The organism is Promicromonospora alba (assembly GCF_042654905.1).
GTDB lineage: Bacteria > Actinomycetota > Actinomycetes > Actinomycetales > Cellulomonadaceae > Promicromonospora > Promicromonospora alba.
The window spans coordinates 152,673-170,566 of record NZ_JBHSFI010000004.1; the positions used below are offsets into that span (position 1 = coordinate 152,673).

Below are 17,894 nucleotides of genomic sequence, written 5' to 3' on the forward strand. Positions count from 1 at the left end.
CGTGCCACAGCTACTCCACGGTGACGGACTTGGCGAGGTTGCGCGGCTGGTCCACGTCGAGGCCCTTGGCGGTGGCCAGCGCCATCGCGAAGATCTGCAGCGGCACCACGGCCAGCAGCGGCTGGAGCAGCGTGGGCGCCTGCGGGATCCAGAAGATCTCGTCGGCGTACGGGCGCACCGCGTCGTCGCCGTCCTCGGCGATCACGAGGGTGCGCGCGCCGCGCGCCCGGATCTCCTGGATGTTGGAGACGACCTTGGAGTGCAGGGAGTCGCGCCCGCGCGGCGACGGCACGACGACGAAGACCGGCTGACCCTCGTCGATCAGCGCGATCGGGCCGTGCTTGAGCTCGCCCGCCGCGAAGCCCTCCGCGTGGATGTACGCGAGCTCCTTGAGCTTGAGCGCACCCTCCAGAGCGACCGGGAACCCGACGTGCCGGCCCAGGAACAGCACCTTGTCGGACTTCTCCATGGACCGGGCGGTCGCGCGGACGTACTCGCCGCGCTCGATGACCGTCTGGATCTTGCGCGGCATGTCGCGCAGCTCTTCGAGCAGGGCCCCGATCTCGTCGGGGAACTTGTTCCCGCGCAGCTGCGCCAGGTACAGGCCCAGCACGTAGGCGGCGGTGATCTGCGCGAGAAACGCCTTGGTGGAGGCGACGGCGATCTCGGGACCTGCATGCGTGTAGAGCACGGCGTCGGACTCGCGCGGGATCGTGGAGCCGTGAGTGTTGACGATGGAGATCACCTTGGCGCCCTGCTCCCGCGCGTGCCGCACGGCCATCAGGGTGTCCATGGTCTCGCCGGACTGCGTGACGGCCACGACCAGCGTGCGCTCGTCGACGATCGGGTCGCGGTAGCGGAACTCGTGCGCCAGCTCGACCTCGACGGGGATGCGGCACCAGTGCTCGATCGCGTACTTGGCCACGTGCCCGGAGTAGGCGGCGGTGCCGCAGGCGACGACGATGATCTTGTTCACCGCGCGCAGCACCGACTCGTCGATGCGCAGGTCGTCGAGCACGAGGGCACCGGAGGCGTCCGTCCGGCCGAGCAGCGTGTCGGCGACCGCCTGCGGCTGGTCGTGGATCTCCTTGTCCATGAAGGAGTCGAAGCCGCCCTTCTCGGCGGCGGCGGCGTCCCAGTCGACGGTGAAGCGCTTGGCGTCGGCGGGCTTGCCGTCGAAGTCGGTGACGACCACCGACGTCGGGGTGATGGTCACCACCTGGTCCTGGCCCAGCTCGAGGGCCTCCTTGGTGTGCGCGATGAACGCCGCGACGTCGGAACCGAGGAAGTTCTCCCCCTCACCGAGCCCGACCACGAGCGGGGAGTCGTGCCGCGCGCCGACCACCGTCTCCGGTGCGTCTGCGTGCACGGCGAGCAGCGTGAACGTGCCGTGCAGGCGCCCAGCGACGAACGTCATCGCCTCCGTCAGGTTGCCCGTCTCGCGGTACGCCTTGGCCACCAGATGTGCGGCGACCTCGGTGTCGGTCTCCGAGCGGAACGTCACGCCGTCGGCCAGCAGCTCTGCCTTGAGCTGGGCGAAGTTCTCGACGATGCCGTTGTGGATCACGGCGAGCCGGTCGCCGTCGGCCAGGTGCGGGTGGGCGTTCGCGTCGGTGGGGCCGCCGTGCGTGGCCCAGCGGGTGTGGCCGATCGCCGCGGTGGCGGCGGGCAGCGGGTTCTGCTCCAGTGCCTCGATCAGATTGACGAGCTTGCCCGACTTCTTGGCCCAGGCGACGCCGTCCAGCCCCGGCGCGACGAGCGCGACGCCTGCCGAGTCGTACCCGCGGTACTCGAGCCGGCGGAGCCCTTCGACCACCACCTCGAGGGGCATGCCCGACGGCGCGGCGGCACCTGACGCGTTGCCGTCCGCGATAGTCGGAGCAGTTCCCGTGTAACCCACAATCCCACACATGCGGGCGAGTCTAGCGAGCATCCGGGCCTGCCCCCATGACCGGGCTCACAGGCGTGCACCGCAGGCACCGCGCGAGGCCGTGCGGCGGCCGGTGGAGATTACCGCGCCCGGTTGGGGCACAATGCTGCAGGTGGTTTCCCAGTTTCCGACGACGGACCTCAGCGAGCACCTGCTGGCCCTCGCCCCGTCCTCGCCCTATGTGGATCTCGACCGTGCGGCGTGGAGCCGCCTGTCGGCTTCCACTCCGCTGCCGCTGACCGACGAGGACGTCGAGCGCCTGCGCGGTCTCGGTGACCCGATCGACCTTGCCGAGGTCGACGCGATCTACCGCCCCCTGTCACGTCTGCTCAACCTGTACGTGCAGGCCACCGCCGGTCTGCACGACGCGACGTCCACCTTCCTGCACGAGGATCCGCCCCGCACGCCGTACGTCATCGGCGTGGCCGGCTCCGTCGCCGTCGGCAAGTCGACGACGGCGCGCGTCCTGCGCGAGATGCTCGCCCGCTGGCCCGAGACGCCGCGCGTCGAGCTCATCACCACCGACGGGTTCCTCTACCCGAACGCCGAGCTCGAACGGCGCGGCCTGATGGAGCGCAAGGGCTTCCCCGAGTCGTACGACCGGCGCGCCCTGATCCGGTTCCTGTCCCGCATCAAGGCGGGGCAGGCCGAGGTCCGGGCACCCGTGTACTCGCACGTCATCTACGACATCGTGCCCGACCAGGAGATGGTGGTCCGCAAGCCCGACGTCCTCATCGTCGAGGGCCTCAACGTGCTGCAGCCGGCCCGGCCGTCCACGGTCGACGAGTCGACGGTCGCCGTGAGCGACTTCTTCGACTTCTCGATCTACGTGGACGCCCGCACGCGGAACATCCGGCAGTGGTACGTGGACCGGTTCCTCGAGCTGCGCAGGACCGCGTTCACCAAGCCCGACTCCTACTTCCGGCGGTACGCCTCGCTCTCCGACCAGGAGGCGACCGAGCGGGCCATGAAGATCTGGGAGTCCATCAACGCCCCGAACCTGGAGCGGAACATCATCCCGACCAGGGGCCGCGCGACGCTGGTGCTGACCAAGGGATCGGACCACGCGGTGCAGCGGGTCCGCCTCCGTAAGCTCTAGCCGGTCAGCGGACCTCGGCGTGCTTTTCGGCGTCCGCCGAGTCCGCCGTCTTCTCGGGGTCGAGGTGCCGGTGGGAGAACCAGCCCACGATGACGTCCACGACGAAGCCCATCGCGACGCCCAGGACCACGCCGATACCGATGGCCAGCAACGGGTTGTGGCCGAACCACTGGGCGGCGACCAGGCCGATCCCCGCCGAGTAGAGCGCCCACATGACCGCCGCGATGGCGGCGATCACCATGAACCGGCGCCGCGGATAACCGACGGCGCCCGCCGTCATGTTCACGGCCACGCGGCCGATCGGGATGTACCGCGCCGCCAGGATGAACGAGGCGCCGCGCCGGGCCAGCGCGCGCTCGGCCCAAGCGACCGCCTTGCGTCCGCGCCGGTTGCGCAGGAACGGCACGCGGTCGGTGCCGATCATCTTCCCGATCTGGTACGCGATCTGGTCGCCCACCCACGCCCCTGCCGCCGCCGCGATCAGCACGAGCCACATCCATGGTGTCCCCGTGGTGTGCGCGGAGACCGCCAGGGTGATGACCACGGACTCGCTGGGCAGCGGCGGGAAGAACCCGTCGATGGTCGCGAAGGCGAACATCGCCGGGTAGATCCACGGCGAGGCGGCCATCGCGAGGATCCACGCCTCGGTGGCGCTCAGGACGGTGGAGATGAGATCGAGCACGGGACCTCGAGAGTCTCGTCGAGAGCTACCCTGCGAACGGCTCAGGGCGGCGCCCGGGGGCGGGGAGAGCACTTCTTAGTGCCTGGTGCCAGCCTACGCAAGGGGCGCCCCTGAAAAGCATCAGGGGTGCCCCTGGTAGAACCCCGCTTCCCAAGCATTCACGGGGTGTTCACGGCGGTCCCGCCTGCCCCTACAGCGCGAGCCGCTCCCGCACGACGGCGGCCAGGTCGTCCGCGACCTTGTCCGCCTCGTCCTGCGCCGGCGCCTCGACCATCACGCGCACCAGCGGCTCCGTGCCGGACTGGCGCAGCAGCACCCGCCCGGTGTCCCCCAGCCGCGTCGTCGCGTCCAGCACGGCCGCCTGGACGCCCTCGTCGGTGCCCGCACGGGACTTGTCCACACCGCGCACGTTGACGAGGGTCTGCGGCAGTCGCTCGATCTCACCCGCGAGATCACCCAGTCGCTTGCCCGATGCCTTGACCCGCGCCGCGAGGTGCAGCGCCGCGAGGACGCCGTCGCCGGTCGTGGCGTGGTCCGCGAGGATGATGTGGCCGGACTGCTCACCGCCCAGGCTGAAGCCGTTCGCGCGCATCTCCTCCAGCACGTACCGGTCGCCGACCGCGGTCTGCACGGTCGTGATGCCGCGCTCCCGCATCGCGAGGAGCAGGCCGAGGTTGCTCATCACCGTCACGACGAGGGTGTCGCCCGGCAGGCGGCCCTCCTCCTTGAGCGCGGTGGCGAGGATCCCGAGGATCTGGTCGCCGTCCACGATGGCGCCGGTGTGGTCGACGGCGAGGCAGCGGTCGGCGTCGCCGTCGAACGCGACACCGAAGTCCGCCTCGGACGCCACGACGACGGCCTGCAGCTGCTCGGGGTGCGTGGAGCCGCACTTCTCGTTGATGTTGCGGCCGTCCGGGCTCGCGTTCATCACGACGACGTCGGCGCCGGCGGCGCGCAGCGCCTCCGGGCCCACCTCGCTCGCGGCGCCGTTGGCGCAGTCGAGGGCGATCCGCAGGCCCTCGAGCGGCCGGTGGTCCGGGGTGGTGCCGACGCTGTCGGTCAGGTGCCGCACGTAGCGCTCCGCGGCGGCCTGGCCGTCGGTGCGGATGCGTCCGACGTCGGCGCCCGTTGGCCGCTCCCAGTCGTCGCCGAGGGTGGCCTGGATGGCGTCCTCGACGGCGTCGTCGAGCTTGAGCCCGCCGCGGGCGAAGAACTTGATGCCGTTGTCCGGCATCGGGTTGTGCGAGGCGGAGACCATGACGCCGAGGTCGGCCTCCAGCTCCGTCACGAGGTACGCCAGCGCGGGCGTGGGCAGCACGTTGAGCATCACCACGTCGACGCCGGCGGACGCCAGCCCCGCTGCCACGGCGCCCGCGAGGAACTCGCCGGAGGCACGCGTGTCGCGCCCGACGACCGCGCGCGGACGCGGCCCCAGCAGCTCACCCTGTGCGGTCAGTACCCGCGCCGCGGCGGCGCCCAGCTCCAGCGCCAGCTCCGCGGTGATGTCCTTGTTGGCGAGGCCCCGAACTCCGTCGGTGCCGAACAGCCTGCCCATGCCGGTTCTCCTCAGATCGTTCGAATCCCACCGTAGTGGGCCACCGGCACCTGCCGGCAAATGCAGATGGCCCCGCTGAACAGTGTCGACACTGTTCGGCAGGGCCATCCAGCCATGCGCTGGGGTCAGCGCTTGCTGTACTGCGGAGCCTTGCGGGCCTTCTTGAGACCGGCCTTCTTGCGCTCGACCGTACGGTCGTCGCGGCGGAGGAAGCCGGCCTTCTTGAGCTCGGCGCGGTTGGCGTCCCGGTCGATCTCGTTCAGCGCACGGGCGATGCCCAGGCGCAGAGCGCCGGCCTGGCCCGACGTGCCGCCACCCGTGATACGGGCGATGACGTCGAACCGGCCCTCGACCTCGACCAGCTGCAGCGGGGAGTTCACCAGCTGCTGGTGCACCTTGTTCGGGAAGTACTCCTCGAGGGTGCGACCGTTGACCTTCCAGGTGCCGGTGCCGGGGACGAGGCGCACGCGCGCCACGGCCTCCTTACGGCGCCCGAGGGCCTGAGCCGGGGCGGTGATGGACGAGCCGCGCGTTGCGGGCGCAGTCGTCTCGGTGGTGTAAGAGCTGGGCGCCTCGGCGTCCTGCTCGATGTCGACGGTGGTCTCGGCCACTGTGGTGTCCTCGCGTCCTTCAGCGTTGCGATCCGGCAGCGGCTCAAGCCTGCTGCGAAACCTGGGTGATCTCGAACGGCTTGGCCTGCTGCGCCGTGTGCGGGTGCTCAGAGCCGGCGTAGACCTTCAGGTGGGTCATCTGCGTCCGACCGAGCGAGGTCTTGGGGATCATGCCGCGCACGGCCTTCTCGACGGCGCGTTCCGGCTTGGTGTCCAGGAACTCGCCGTACGGGGTGGCAGTGAGGCCGCCCGGGTAGCCCGAGTGGCGGTAGGCCAGCTTGGTCTCGCGCTTGTTGCCGCTCAGCGCGACCTTGTCCGCGTTGATGATGATGACGAAGTCACCACCGTCGACGTGCGGAGCGAAAGTCGGCTTGTGCTTCCCGCGCAGCAGAATGGCGACCTGGCTTGCCAGGCGGCCCAGGACGACGTCGGTCGCGTCGATGACGTGCCAGTCGCGCTGGACGTCGCCGGGCTTGGGGGTGTACGTACGCACGGTTCGTAACCTTTTCGTTTTCGGTGTCGTCGGGCGAGAAGCAGCGCCCGAAGAGTCAGGTCGTTGTGCGCGGGGGTCAGAGTGACGTCCGGGCCGTTCGTCGGCACACGAGTGGGCTCGGTGCTTACGCAGGACGTCGTGACAAAGCACAACGACTCATTAGAGTACCTGGCCGCTTCCCCAGGGGTCAAAGCGAAGCGGGCACCGATGTACCGGGAGCCGCATGAGGTTCGACACGTCTGCCTGTGGCGTCTGCGCGGAACTGGTGCGACGGTAGGAGCATGACCGAGGAAACCCCAGCCACCATGCCAGGACCGGACGGGATCGCCGAGGGCGACACCGACCAGCTGCCGGCGGAGGACACCCTCTACAGCCGGGGCACCAAGGACAACCTCGACGAGGGCTACTCCCCGCCCGAGCGCCCCCGGAGCAACCACTGGGGCGAGACCTCGTGGGAGGAGCGGCACCGCGAGCCGATGGACCAGCGCCTCAGCGAGGAAGAGCCGGACGTCTGGCAGGAGGACCCGCTGAACCGCGCCGACACGTCGCGCGCGGGACGGCTCGTGTCCGACCCCGACGCGGACCCCGGCAGCTACGCGGCCGAGGACGGCAGCCGCCAGAACGACCTGTACGGCACCGACGCGGGTATCGACGGTGCCGGCGCCAGCGCCGAGGAGGCCGCGATCCACTGGGTCGAGGAGCCGTGACCGGAGTGCAGCGCAGGGTGCGGGCCGCAGCGGAGCAAGGCACGCGCCCGTAGCGGAACGCAGGTCACGGCGACCACAGGCAGGAACCGTGACCCCGCCGAAGTAGAGCGCCTGTCCGAGTCTCCCTGGCGACATCAGGGGGACTCGGACAGGCGCTCTACTTCGCGGCCGGGGTGTCGTCCCAGACGTCCTCGTCCATCCGCTTCGCGCGGACGGCGTCCGCGCGGGCGGCGAGCTCTTCGTCCGGCGGGAACGTGATCTCCTCGAGGCACAACCCCTCCGGGGGCACGACGAAGACGCCGGCGTCCCGTCGGCGGCTCGCCAGGAGCTCAGCGGGCCAGCTCACGGGGCGGCGCCCCTCCCCCACCCCCATCGACGCCCCGACGAGGGCTCGCACCATGTTGTGGCAGAACGCGTCGGCGACGACGTGCCCGACCACCAGGCCCGCGTCCGGCCCGTCGGCCGGCCGTTCCCAGGCGATGTGCTGCAGCTCCCGGATGGTCGTCGCCCCCGGCCGGGGCTTGCAGTACGAGGCGAAGTCGCGCACCCCGATGAGCGGGCGTACGGCGTCGTCCATCGCGGCGGCGTCGAGCGGCTTGCGGGACCACAGGACGTGCCTGCGGCGCAGCGGGTCCCGGAGCTCCGGCGCGTCGGCGATCCGGTAGGTGTAGCGGCGGCGCAGGGCGGAGAAGCGGGCGTCGAACCCGGGCGCCGCCTGCCGGGCGCCGCGCACGACGACGTCGGTGGGCAGCACGCCCGTCAGCCGGGACACCAGCGCCTCCGCGGGGGTGCGGCTGGACCGCCCCGAACGACCAGGGAGCGCCGCCCAGGCATCGGCCTCGAGGTCGACGTGCGCCACCTGGCCGCGCGCGTGGACGCCCGAGTCCGTCCGCCCGGCGACGGTGAAGCGAGGCGTCGGCCGGCCGAGCTGCTCGCTGCGCAGAACCCGTGCCAGACCGTCCTCGAGGGCACCCTCCACGGTGCGTAGACCCGGCTGGCGCGCCCAGCCGGCGAAGTCGGTGCCGTCGTAGGCGAGGTCGAGCCGGACCCTGATGAACTCGTTCACGCCAGCCATCTTCCCCGATCCCCGCGCCAGAGTTCGTACAGTGACGTCATGGCAGACATCCTCACGCTGGCGGTCGACTGCGGTGGAGGCGGGATCAAGGCAGCGGTCCTCGACTCGTCAGGCACCGCTCACGCGGCGCCGGTCCGTGTACCGACGCCCTACCCGCTGCCGCCCGAGCTCCTCGTGGACACGATCGCGAAGATCGCCACCGACCTCCCGGCAGCAGGACGGGTGACGGTCGGCATGCCCGGCATGATCCGCAGCGGCGTCGTCGTGCACACGCCGCACTACATCACCCGGACGGGGCCGCGTTCCCGCGTGGATCCGGCCCTGCTCGACGCATGGCACAGCTTCGACATGCGCGCGGCCGTCGCCAGCCGGCTGAACCTGCCCGCGCTGGTCCTGAACGACGCCGAGGTGCACGGCGCGGGCGTGGTCGCGGCGTCGGGCCTCGAGCTGGTCATCACGCTCGGCACGGGCCTCGGGACCGCGATGTTCCACGGCGGCCGGATCGCGCCGCACCTGGAGTGGTCGCACGCCCCGGTGCGCCGCAGCCTCACGTACGACCAGTACATCGGCGAGCCCGAACGCCGTCGGCTGGGCGACGGCCTGTGGTCACGGCGCGTGGTCACGGTCGTCGACGGGCTGCGGCCCGTCTTCCATTGGGACCGGCTCTACCTCGGTGGCGGCAACGCGCGGCGCATCACACCGTCGGCGCTCGCCCGGCTCGGCGACGACGTCGTCATCGTCCCGAACTCCGCCGCACTGGTGGGCGGCGCGCGCGCATGGGACCTGCTGCCTGCTCAGTGACGTACGGCCACGCACGACGACGCCGGGCCGCACCCTCCGTACGGAAGGTGCGGCCCGGCGTCGTGCAGGGGAGAAAGAGGCTCAGGCCTCCTTCTTCTCCTCGGCGGCCTTCTTCTTGGGCGCCGCCTTCTTCTTCTTGGGGGCCTCGGCAGCGGCGTCCTCGGCGGGGGCGTCGGTGACGTCCTCGACCGGGGCGTCCTCGACCGGAGCGTCCTCGACGACTGCGTCCTCGGCCGGGGCCTCGGTCACGTCAGCGGCCTTCTCGGCGGCCTTGGTGGCCTCCTTGACGACTGCCTGCTTGGGGCTCACGGGCTCGGTGACGAGCTCGATGACCGCCATGGGCGCGTTGTCACCCTTGCGGGTGCCGATCTTGGTGATGCGCGTGTAGCCACCGTTGCGCTCGGCCATGGCCGGGGCGATCTCGGTGAAGAGCGTGTGCACCACGCCCTTGTCACGCACGACGGTGAGCACGCGGCGACGGGCGGACAGGTCGCCCTTCTTCGCGAACGTGATCAGACGCTCGGCCAGGGGACGCAGGCGCTTGGCCTTGGTCTCCGTGGTCGTGATGCGGCCGTGCTCGAAGAGGGAGGTGGACAGGTTCGCGAGAATCAGACGCTCGTGAGCCGGGCTACCGCCGAGCCGCGCGCCCTTGGTAGGGGTAGGCATTACTTGTCTCCTTGGAAGTGGTTCCGCACGTCCGGCCTAGGCCGGACGTGGGACGTCAGTACGACTGCTCGTCGCCGCTGTAGGCCGCGGAGTCGCTACCCTCGAAGTACGAAGCGCCGGCCGGATCGAAGTCCAGCGGCGAGTCCTTGAGGCTGAGGCCGAGCTCGGCCAGCTTCTCCTTGACCTCGGTGATCGACTTCGCACCGAAGTTGCGGATGTCGAGCAGGTCCGCCTCACTGCGGGCAACAAGCTCGCCCACCTGGTGGATGCCCTCGCGCTTGAGGCAGTTGTACGAACGGATGGTGAGGTTGAGCTCCTCGATCGGCAGCGCCAGGTCCGCGGCCAGCGCGGTGTCCGTCGGCGACGGCCCGATCTCGATGCCCTCGGCCTCGACGTTCAGCTCACGTGCCAGGCCGAACAGCTCGACCAGGGTCTTACCAGCCGAGGCGAGCGCGTCGCGAGGCGTGATTGCCTGCTTCGTCTCGACGTCGACAATGAGCTTGTCGAAGTCGGTGCGCTGCTCGACTCGGGTGGCCTCGACCTTGTACGTGACCTTGAGGACCGGCGAGTAGATCGAGTCGACCGGGATGCGTCCGATCTCCGCGTCGAACTGCTTGTTCTGCGCGGCGGACACGTACCCACGGCCCCGCTCGACGGTCAGCTCGATCTCGAGCTTGCCCTTGTCGTTGAGGGTGGCGATGTGCAGGTCGGGGTTGTGGACCTCGACCCCCGCCGGCGGAACGATGTCCGCAGCGGTCACGACGCCGGCGCCCTGCTTGCGCAGGTACATCACGACGGGCTCGTCGTTCTCCGAGGAGACGACGAGGTTCTTGATGTTGAGGATGATCTCGGTGACGTCTTCCTTCACGCCCGACACGGTGCTGAACTCGTGCAGCACACCGTCGATACGGATGGACGTGACGGCCGCGCCCGGGATGGACGACAGCAGGGTGCGACGCATCGAGTTGCCGAGCGTGTAGCCGAAGCCAGGCTCGAGCGGCTCGATGGAGAAGCGGGAACGGCTCTCCGAGATGACCTCTTCGGTCAGCGTGGGGCGCTGTGCGATAAGCACTGTGGGTGTCCTTTCGAGTGTGCGTCCGCTATATGACGCATCACGGCTGCGATCTCTCGCGGCCCAGACGGATCTCTGTCACCGTCCGGGCAAGGTGCCCACCGCGAGCGGTGGGCGCTGTCGCGATCGCGGTGCGGTCCTGCGGCCCTCAGGCCGCGCGGCCGCACCGCGGCGCGACAAACATCAGACGCGGCGACGCTTCGGGGGGCGGCAGCCGTTGTGAGCCTGGGGCGTCACGTCCTGGATCGAGCCGACCTCGAGGCCGGTCGCCTGGAGCGAGCGGATCGCGGTCTCACGACCGGAACCCGGGCCCTTCACGAAGACGTCGACCTTCTTGACGCCGTGCTCCTGCGCACGACGAGCGGCCGACTCGGCTGCCATCTGCGCGGCGTACGGGGTCGACTTACGGGAGCCCTTGAAGCCGACGTGGCCGGCGGACGCCCATGCGATCACAGCACCCGAGGGGTCGGTGATCGAGATGATCGTGTTGTTGAACGTGGACTTGATGTGCGCCTGGCCGAGCGGGACGTTCTTCTTGTCCTTGCGGCGCGGCTTGCGGCCGGCTGCGGCGCGAGTCTTGGGAGGCATGTGTTTTTGAATCTCCTGGTCTGATCGGACCGGGGCGGTCTCAGCTCGATGAGCCGACCGCTCCACGGACTGCTATCAGCGGGCCTTCTTCTTGCCCGCGACGGTGCGCTTGGGACCCTTGCGGGTACGCGCGTTGGTCTTTGTGCGCTGACCACGCACCGGCAGCCCGCGACGGTGGCGGATGCCCTGGTAGGTACCGATCTCGACCTTGCGGCGGATGTCGGCCGCGACCTCACGGCGGAGGTCACCCTCGAGCTTGAAGTTGCCCTCGAGGTGGTCGCGGAGCGCAACGAGCTCGGCGTCGCCGAGGTCCTTGACGCGGACGTCCGGGCTGATGCCCGTGGCGGCCAGGGTCTCCTTCGCGCGGGTACGACCCACACCGAAGATGTAAGTGAGCGCAACCTCAAGCCGCTTGTCGCGGGGGAGGTCGACGCCGATAAGACGTGCCATGTGCCTTCCGGCTCCTGTACTGCTCATCGGAGGTCTGCCGCACCGCCATCCCGCGATTCACGCGAGCCCCGGCCTCCGGGCCGAGGGTTCCCCTCACCTGCGCGGTTGCCCGCTGGGTGAGGTTCGAGGTGGTGCGCTGGTGGTGGCCTCAGCCACCGGACCCCGGGCGGATGCCCGGGACGTGATCAGCCCTGGCGCTGCTTGTGGCGCAGGTTGTCGCAGATCACCATGACGCGACCGTGCCGGCGAATCACCTTGCACTTGTCGCAGATCTTCTTGACGCTCGGCTTGACCTTCATGGTTTTTCCTCCACCACGGCGCCCGGTCTCTCGGTGCGCACGCAGCAGTGTCGTGGGTGGTCGATCGTGCGGCGACGTCACCTCTGGCCAGGCCGCGAGTGACATAGCCCCGGATCGGGGACTGACTACTTGTAGCGGTAGACGATCCGGCCGCGGGACAGGTCGTACGGGCTGAGCTCCACCACCACGCGGTCCTCGGGGAGGATCCGGATGTAGTGCTGACGCATCTTGCCCGAGATGTGCGCGAGAACCCTGTGACCGTTCGACAGCTCGACGCGGAACATCGCGTTCGGCAGAGCCTCGATCACACTGCCCTCGATCTCGATGACACCGTCCTTCTTTGCCATATCCTCCGCTAACTCTCGTCGTGACTGCTTCCACGCCCACGGCACCGCAGGAGCCCTGCGGAGCCGACAGTCGGGTGTGGATGTCGTGTGTGTCCGTGTACCGCCAACCTCGTGTGCCTCGGCCTGCGCCCCGCTCGCGCGGGGACCGGCAGGCGCCTCGGCACCCTTTCAAGAACTGGAGGCGTTGAACGGACTACACCCAGCGGTCCAGCCTACGTCACTTCGGAAAGCATTCAAAGCGCAGGACGACGGCGAAGGCCGCTCCCGGCCGTGAGCCTCGCCACGACGAGCCCGTCAGAGGTCGTACTCGACGCCCGGCAGGCCGATCATCGTGTGCGGGAGGCTGGTGACGAAGAAGAACAGCATGGGGAGCCAGCCGAGCACCATGCCCAGCCCGAGCGCGACGAGCACGTGCCTGCCCCGTGCCTTCCAGAGCCACACGCCGAGCAGCCACACCACCACGCCGAGCAGCAGGACCGACTCCCACACCAGCAGAGAGGTGCCGAACCCGAGTACCGCGCCGACCCAGAGGAACGGACTCGGCGCGAGCCGGCGACCCCAGGTGGCGAGCCAGCGCCCGAACCGTCCGAGGCCGCGGCGCGCAGCCGGCAGAGCCCGCGTGCCCGCGCCAGGCCCAGGAGCGCCGGCGCTACCGGGCGAGGTGTGCGCTTCATCGGTCACAGGCCGATCGTAGCCAACTGACTCCGAGTTAAATAGGCCCCGGGTGAAAGTCGCCTCCGGATCGGTCTCTACCTGTATCGACTGAGCCTGCGGTTCCGCTTCGGCTCAGTCGAGCGAGACCGGCTGCACGCCGAAGACGCCGAGGCGCTCCGCTCCCCCGTCGACCGCCGTGAGGACGATGATGCCGTCCTCCAGGATCGCGGTGGAGTGCTCCCAGTGCGCCGCACGGGAGCCGTCGACGGTGACCACTGTCCAGTCGTCCTCGAGGACCCTGGTCTCGGACTCGCCGCGCGTGATCATCGGCTCGATCGCCAGGCACATGCCCGACCGCAGCCGGGGGCCCGACCCGGACGTCTTGTAGTTGTGCACGTCCGGTGGCTGGTGCATGGCGCTACCGATGCCGTGCCCGACGTAGTCCTCGACGATGCCGTAGTCGATGCCGTTGAACTCGCCGGCCAGCTCGACGGCGGCCTCCACGGCCTCACCCACCGCGTTCAGGCGCTTCGCGGACGCCAGCGTGGCGATGCCCGCCCACATAGCGGTCTCCGTGGTCCGGATGAGCGCGATGTCGGCGAGGTCCGCACCCGCGGCGACCAGGTCGTCGTCGGGCAGCGTGTGGTCGAGCGCCCCGTCGGGACCCAGGACGAACGAGACGGCCGAGTCACCGTGCCAGCCCTCGACTATCGCACCGCAGTCGATCGAGACGAGGTCACCCGCTGCCAGCACCCGGCTGCCCGGGATGCCGTGGATGACCTCGTCGTTGACCGACGTGCAGATGACTCCGGTGAACCCGTGGTAGCCCAGGAACGAAGGCGCAGCACCGGCGTCGTCGATGGCCTTGGCGGCCACGGCGTCGAGGTCAGCGGTGGTGACGCCGGGCCGGGCCGCGGACCGGACCGCGGCAAGAGTGTCCGCGACCACCAGACCGGCACGCCGCATGAGGCGTACCTGGTCCGGTGTCTTGTACTCGACGCGGTCCCGCCCGAAGACCACGTCTCAGCCCAGCTGGGCCGCGAGAGCGGCGACGATGCGGTCGGTGACCTCGGTGATCTCACCGACGCCGTCCACCTTGGCCAGCAGCCCGCGCTCCGCGTACGCGGCGGTGAGCGGAGCTGTCTCGGTGCTGTAGATGTCGAGCCGGCGGGCGATCCCCTCAGGGGTGTCGTCCTCACGACCCTCGTCCTCGGCGCGCTTGGTGAGACGCTCCATCAGGACGTCCCGCTCCGCCGTCAGCTCGATCACGCCGTCGAGCTCCCACCCGAAGCCGGCGAGCGTGGTGTCCAGCTCGGCGACCTGGGCCGCGTTGCGCGGATAGCCGTCCAGCAGGAACCCGCCCTTGACGTCCTCGTCGCCGAGGCGGTCGCGGACCATCGCGTTGGTGATCTCGTCCGGGACGAGCTCACCCTTGTCGATGTACTCCTTGGCCGTCGTGCCGAGCTCCGTGTTGCCCTTGATGTTGGCCCGGAAGATGTCGCCGGTGGAGATGGCGACGATCCCGAACACCTCGGCGAGGCGCGCGGCCTGCGTGCCCTTGCCGACGCCCTGCGGGCCCATGATGACCAGGCGCGTGACCTGGCCCTCCTTGTCCGGGCGAGCGTGGAGCTCGCGACGAGAGGCGGTGGAGGGGGTCTGACTCAACGGAGAAATCCTTCGTAATGGCGCTGCTGCAGCTGTGAATCGATCTGCTTGACCGTATCCAGCCCGACGCCGACCACGATGAGGATCGAGGCACCGCCGAAGGGCAGGGCCGTGCTGACGCCCAGGAAGACGAGCACCAGCGTCGGGATCAGCGCAACCAGCGCGAGGTACACGGAACCGGCGGAGGTGATCCTGGTGATCACGAAGTCCAGGTACTCCGCCGTCGGGCGGCCGGCCCGGATGCCGGGGATGAAGCCGCCGTACTTCTTCATGTTGTCCGCGACCTCGTCCGGGTTGAACGTGATCGAGGTGTAGAAGAAGCAGAAGAAGATGATCATCAGCGTGTAGATCGCGATGTACAGCGGCGACGACTGCTGGACCAGGTTGTTCGAGATCCAGATGACCCACTCGGCCTGCTGGTCGCCGAACTGGGCCAGAAGGCCCGGGATGGCCAGGATCGATGCCGCGAAGATCACCGGGATCACGCCGGACATGTTGATCTTGATCGGGATGTAGGTGCTGGTGCCGCCGTACATGCGGCGGCCCACCATGCGCTTCGCGTACTGGACCGGGATGCGGCGCTGCGACTGCTCGACGAACACCACGAGGCCGATGACCAGGATGATCACGAGGATCATGACGATGAAGTTCACGACACCGTTGGCGCCACCGGCGATCGACCAGAGCGACGTCGGGAAGCTCGCGGCGATCGACGTGAAGATCAGGAGCGACATGCCGTTGCCGACGCCGCGCTCGGTGATCAGCTCGCCGAGCCACATGACGAGGCCCGTACCGGCGGTCATGGTGATGACCATGAAGATCGAGGTCAGCACGCTGTCGTCCGGGATGACAGAGACTTCACAGCCCGGGAAGAGCAGGTTCTGACGCGCCGTCGTGATGACGGTGGTCGACTGCAGGATCGCGAGACCGATGGTGAGGTAGCGCGTGTACTGGGTCAGCTTGGTCTGACCCGACTGGCCCTCCTTCTGCAGCGCCTCGAAGCGTGGGATCACCACGCGAAGCAGCTGCACGATGATGCTCGCCGTGATGTACGGCATGATCCCGAGGGCGAAGATCGACAGCTGCAGCAGAGCGCCACCGCTGAAGACGTTGATCAGGCCGAGCAGGGTGTTGTCCCCTTGCCCAGCGATGCATTGCTGCACGTTCGCGTAGTCCACGCCGGGAGTCGGTATGAACGACCCGAGCCGGAAGATCGCCATGATCGCGATCGTGAACAGCAGCTTGCGCCGCAGGTCTGGCGTCCGGAAAGCCCGGCCGAAAGCGCTGAGCACCCTATCCTCCTGGCCCGCCGTTGCGGGATCTAGTGTCGCCGGCGCAACGCCGGCGAGATGTATCGAACGTGGGCCAGACCACAACGGTGCAGCCAGACCGTGTCGGATTCTACGTTGCTCACGGGGTCTTTCGGACCACAAGAGCCCCGGGAAATTATCAAGAGAGCACACAGGGCCGGCCGCGCATCATGCGCCGCCGGCCCTGTAGCTGTATCAGGACTCCGAGACCGTACCGCCGGCCGCCAGGATCTTCTCCTTGGCGGTCGCCGAGACGCGGTCGACCGCGATCTCGAGCTTGACGGTGATCTCGCCGTTGCCGAGCACCTTCACGGGCTGACCCTTGCGGACCGCCCCCTTGGCGACGAGGTCCTCGACGGTGACGGTGCCACCCTCGGGGAACAGCGTGGAGAGCTTGTCCAGGTTCACGACCTGGAACTCCACGCGGAACGGGTTCTTGAATCCACGCAGCTTCGGGAGGCGCATGTGCAGAGGCACCTGCCCACCCTCGAAGCCTGCGGGGACCTGGTAACGAGCCTTCGTACCCTTGGTACCGCGACCTGCCGTCTTACCCTTCGAGCCTTCACCGCGACCCACACGGGTCTTCGCGGTCTTGGCGCCGGGGGCCGGACGGAGGTGATGCATCTTCAGCGGCTTGTTCTCCGCCATGATCACTCGACCTCCTCGACGGCGACGAGGTGCGCCACCGTCTTGACCATGCCACGAATCTCCGCACGGTCCTCCTTCACGGCGGTGTCGCCGATCCGCTTGAGGCCGAGGGTTCGCAGCGTGTCACGCTGGTTCTGCTTGCCGCCGATGGCGGACTTGGTCTGAGTCACCTTGAGTCGAGCCATCACGCACCCGCCTTTGCAGTCGACTCGGCACGACCAGCGGCCTGCGCACGCAGGAGCGCGGCCGGGGCCACGTCCTCGAGCGGGAGGCCACGACGAGCGGCAACAGCAGCCGGCTCCTCGAGGCCCTTCAGGGCCGTGACCGTGGCGTGCACGATGTTGATCGCGTTCGACGAACCGAGCGACTTGCTCAGCACGTCGTGGATGCCTGCGCACTCCAGCACGGCGCGCACCGGACCACCGGCGATAACACCGGTACCCGGGGACGCCGGACGCAGGAACACGACACCGGCGGCCTTCTCACCCTGGATGGGGTGAGGGATGGTGCCCTGGATGCGAGGGACGCGGAAGAAGTTCTTCTTCGCCTCCTCGACACCCTTGGCGATCGCCGCGGGCACCTCCTTGGCCTTGCCGTAGCCGACGCCTACGGTGCCGTCACCGTCGCCCACCACGACGAGCGCGGTGAAGCTGAAGCGGCGGCCACCCTTGACGACCTTGGAGACGCGGTTGATGGAGACGACCTTCTCGATGAAGGCGCTCTTCTCCTCGCGCGGTCCACGACGGTCGCCGCCACGGCCGCCACCACGGCGGTCGTTACGGTCCTTGTTCTCGGTGGCGGCACCCTGGGGGGCGCCGCTGCGCTGCCCTGCAGCCATCAGAGAGTCCTCTTCTTCCGTGCGTTGGTCATCACAGGGCCAGACCGCCCTCGCGGGCGCCGTCAGCCACTGCAGCGACGCGACCGTGGTACTTGTTGCCGCCGCGGTCGAACACGACGGTGTCGACGCCGACAGCCTTGGCACGCTCGGCGACGAGCTCGCCGATCTTGCGGGCCTTGGCGGTCTTGTCACCGTCGAACGCACGCAGGTCGGCCTCGAGGGTCGACGCAGACGCGACGGTCTTGCCCACGCTGTCGTCCACGACCTGCGCCACCATGTGGCGCGAGGAACGGGTGACGACGAGACGCGGACGAACGGCGGTGCCAGCGATCTTCTTGCGCAGGCGAAGGTGGCGACGCTGACGAGCGACGGACTTGCCCTTGCCCAGGATCTTGATAGCCATC

The 17,894-nt window shown here is 69.1% G+C and carries 23 protein-coding genes; 3 read left to right on the forward strand and 20 right to left on the reverse strand.

The annotated features are described in order from the left end of the window. Nucleotides 1-10: 10 nt before the first annotated feature. Nucleotides 11-1,912, reverse strand: a complete 1,902-nt coding sequence (gene glmS / locus ACFO6V_RS11630; protein WP_377135487.1) for a glutamine--fructose-6-phosphate transaminase (isomerizing) — start codon at nucleotides 1,910-1,912, stop codon at nucleotides 11-13. Nucleotides 1,913-2,033: 121 nt separating this feature from the next. On the opposite strand from glmS, the gene coaA reads away from it, so the two are divergent. Next, nucleotides 2,034-3,029 carry a type I pantothenate kinase gene (gene coaA / locus ACFO6V_RS11635; RefSeq protein ID WP_377135489.1) on the forward strand — a complete coding sequence of 332 codons (996 nt, stop codon included), beginning with the start codon at nucleotides 2,034-2,036 and terminating at the stop codon, nucleotides 3,027-3,029. A 4-nt stretch (nucleotides 3,030-3,033) separates the two neighbouring features. Here the strand turns inward: coaA and ACFO6V_RS11640 are convergent, their stop codons facing one another. The 4 genes from ACFO6V_RS11640 to rplM form a co-directional block, all read right to left on the reverse strand. Continuing rightward, on the reverse strand, nucleotides 3,034-3,711 hold the full coding sequence (locus tag ACFO6V_RS11640) for a DedA family protein (RefSeq protein WP_377135492.1): 678 nt from the start codon (nucleotides 3,709-3,711) through the stop codon (nucleotides 3,034-3,036). A 190-nt stretch (nucleotides 3,712-3,901) separates the two neighbouring features. Beyond that, complete coding sequence (glmM, locus tag ACFO6V_RS11645; protein WP_377135494.1) at nucleotides 3,902-5,266, reverse strand: phosphoglucosamine mutase; 1,365 nt, start codon at nucleotides 5,264-5,266, stop codon at nucleotides 3,902-3,904. Nucleotides 5,267-5,391: 125 nt separating this feature from the next. Beyond that, nucleotides 5,392-5,877, reverse strand: coding sequence for a 30S ribosomal protein S9 (rpsI, locus tag ACFO6V_RS11650; protein ID WP_357510719.1), 486 nt, complete (start codon nucleotides 5,875-5,877; stop codon nucleotides 5,392-5,394). A 43-nt stretch (nucleotides 5,878-5,920) separates the two neighbouring features. Beyond that, the gene (rplM, locus tag ACFO6V_RS11655) at nucleotides 5,921-6,370 is read right to left on the reverse strand and encodes a 50S ribosomal protein L13 (RefSeq protein WP_116673612.1); all 450 of its coding nucleotides are present in this window, start codon (nucleotides 6,368-6,370) and stop codon (nucleotides 5,921-5,923) included. Nucleotides 6,371-6,651: 281 nt separating this feature from the next. Between rplM and ACFO6V_RS11660 the strand changes: the two genes are divergently transcribed. Beyond that, a complete protein-coding gene (locus ACFO6V_RS11660) occupies nucleotides 6,652-7,077 on the forward strand; it encodes a DUF5709 domain-containing protein (RefSeq protein ID WP_377135498.1) in 426 nt (141 codons plus the stop codon). Nucleotides 7,078-7,234: 157 nt separating this feature from the next. On the opposite strand, the gene truA is transcribed toward ACFO6V_RS11660, so the two are convergent. Next, a complete protein-coding gene (gene truA, locus ACFO6V_RS11665) occupies nucleotides 7,235-8,152 on the reverse strand; it encodes a tRNA pseudouridine(38-40) synthase TruA (RefSeq protein ID WP_377135500.1) in 918 nt (305 codons plus the stop codon). Between the two features lie 39 nt (nucleotides 8,153-8,191). On the opposite strand from truA, the gene ACFO6V_RS11670 reads away from it, so the two are divergent. Next, on the forward strand, nucleotides 8,192-8,953 hold the full coding sequence (locus ACFO6V_RS11670; protein ID WP_377135502.1) for an ROK family protein: 762 nt from the start codon (nucleotides 8,192-8,194) through the stop codon (nucleotides 8,951-8,953). An 81-nt stretch (nucleotides 8,954-9,034) separates the two neighbouring features. Here the strand turns inward: ACFO6V_RS11670 and rplQ are convergent, their stop codons facing one another. The 14 genes from rplQ to rplR all read right to left on the reverse strand — a co-directional run bounded on the left by rplQ (nucleotide 9,035) and on the right by rplR (nucleotide 17,893). Continuing rightward, nucleotides 9,035-9,619, reverse strand: coding sequence for a 50S ribosomal protein L17 (gene rplQ / locus ACFO6V_RS11675; protein ID WP_377135504.1), 585 nt, complete (start codon nucleotides 9,617-9,619; stop codon nucleotides 9,035-9,037). A 55-nt stretch (nucleotides 9,620-9,674) separates the two neighbouring features. Then, nucleotides 9,675-10,691: a DNA-directed RNA polymerase subunit alpha gene (locus ACFO6V_RS11680; RefSeq protein ID WP_116673607.1), complete on the reverse strand. Its 1,017-nt coding sequence runs from the start codon at nucleotides 10,689-10,691 to the stop codon at nucleotides 9,675-9,677. Between the two features lie 183 nt (nucleotides 10,692-10,874). Next, complete coding sequence (rpsK, locus tag ACFO6V_RS11685; protein WP_116673606.1) at nucleotides 10,875-11,279, reverse strand: 30S ribosomal protein S11; 405 nt, start codon at nucleotides 11,277-11,279, stop codon at nucleotides 10,875-10,877. Between the two features lie 75 nt (nucleotides 11,280-11,354). Continuing rightward, complete coding sequence (gene rpsM / locus ACFO6V_RS11690) at nucleotides 11,355-11,729, reverse strand: 30S ribosomal protein S13 (RefSeq protein ID WP_253869160.1); 375 nt, start codon at nucleotides 11,727-11,729, stop codon at nucleotides 11,355-11,357. A gap of 185 nt (nucleotides 11,730-11,914) precedes the next feature. Further along, on the reverse strand, nucleotides 11,915-12,028 hold the full coding sequence (rpmJ, locus tag ACFO6V_RS11695) for a 50S ribosomal protein L36 (protein WP_003956441.1): 114 nt from the start codon (nucleotides 12,026-12,028) through the stop codon (nucleotides 11,915-11,917). A 125-nt stretch (nucleotides 12,029-12,153) separates the two neighbouring features. Beyond that, nucleotides 12,154-12,375: a translation initiation factor IF-1 gene (gene infA / locus ACFO6V_RS11700; RefSeq protein ID WP_116673604.1), complete on the reverse strand. Its 222-nt coding sequence runs from the start codon at nucleotides 12,373-12,375 to the stop codon at nucleotides 12,154-12,156. A 294-nt stretch (nucleotides 12,376-12,669) separates the two neighbouring features. Beyond that, the gene (locus tag ACFO6V_RS11705; RefSeq protein ID WP_377135508.1) at nucleotides 12,670-13,056 is read right to left on the reverse strand and encodes a hypothetical protein; all 387 of its coding nucleotides are present in this window, start codon (nucleotides 13,054-13,056) and stop codon (nucleotides 12,670-12,672) included. Nucleotides 13,057-13,161: 105 nt separating this feature from the next. Continuing rightward, nucleotides 13,162-14,049, reverse strand: a complete 888-nt coding sequence (gene map / locus ACFO6V_RS11710; protein ID WP_377135510.1) for a type I methionyl aminopeptidase — start codon at nucleotides 14,047-14,049, stop codon at nucleotides 13,162-13,164. A gap of 3 nt (nucleotides 14,050-14,052) precedes the next feature. After that, on the reverse strand, nucleotides 14,053-14,610 hold the full coding sequence (locus ACFO6V_RS11715; protein ID WP_377136598.1) for an adenylate kinase: 558 nt from the start codon (nucleotides 14,608-14,610) through the stop codon (nucleotides 14,053-14,055). An 80-nt stretch (nucleotides 14,611-14,690) separates the two neighbouring features. After that, a complete protein-coding gene (secY, locus tag ACFO6V_RS11720) occupies nucleotides 14,691-15,986 on the reverse strand; it encodes a preprotein translocase subunit SecY (RefSeq protein WP_116673601.1) in 1,296 nt (431 codons plus the stop codon). A gap of 213 nt (nucleotides 15,987-16,199) precedes the next feature. Then, entirely contained in the window at nucleotides 16,200-16,652 is a 453-nt protein-coding gene (rplO, locus tag ACFO6V_RS11725; RefSeq protein ID WP_377135512.1) for a 50S ribosomal protein L15, read from the reverse strand. Between the two features lie 2 nt (nucleotides 16,653-16,654). Continuing rightward, nucleotides 16,655-16,837 carry a 50S ribosomal protein L30 gene (gene rpmD, locus ACFO6V_RS11730; RefSeq protein WP_020016131.1) on the reverse strand — a complete coding sequence of 61 codons (183 nt, stop codon included), beginning with the start codon at nucleotides 16,835-16,837 and terminating at the stop codon, nucleotides 16,655-16,657. After that, nucleotides 16,837-17,490, reverse strand: coding sequence for a 30S ribosomal protein S5 (rpsE, locus tag ACFO6V_RS11735; RefSeq protein WP_377135515.1), 654 nt, complete (start codon nucleotides 17,488-17,490; stop codon nucleotides 16,837-16,839). Before rpsE ends, rpmD begins: the two co-directional genes overlap by 1 nt. Before the next feature lie 31 nt (nucleotides 17,491-17,521). Then, nucleotides 17,522-17,893 (reverse strand): 50S ribosomal protein L18, encoded by a 372-nt coding sequence (gene rplR, locus ACFO6V_RS11740; RefSeq protein ID WP_274993158.1) that lies wholly within the window; start codon nucleotides 17,891-17,893, stop codon nucleotides 17,522-17,524. Between the last annotated feature and the right edge of the window lies 1 nt (nucleotide 17,894).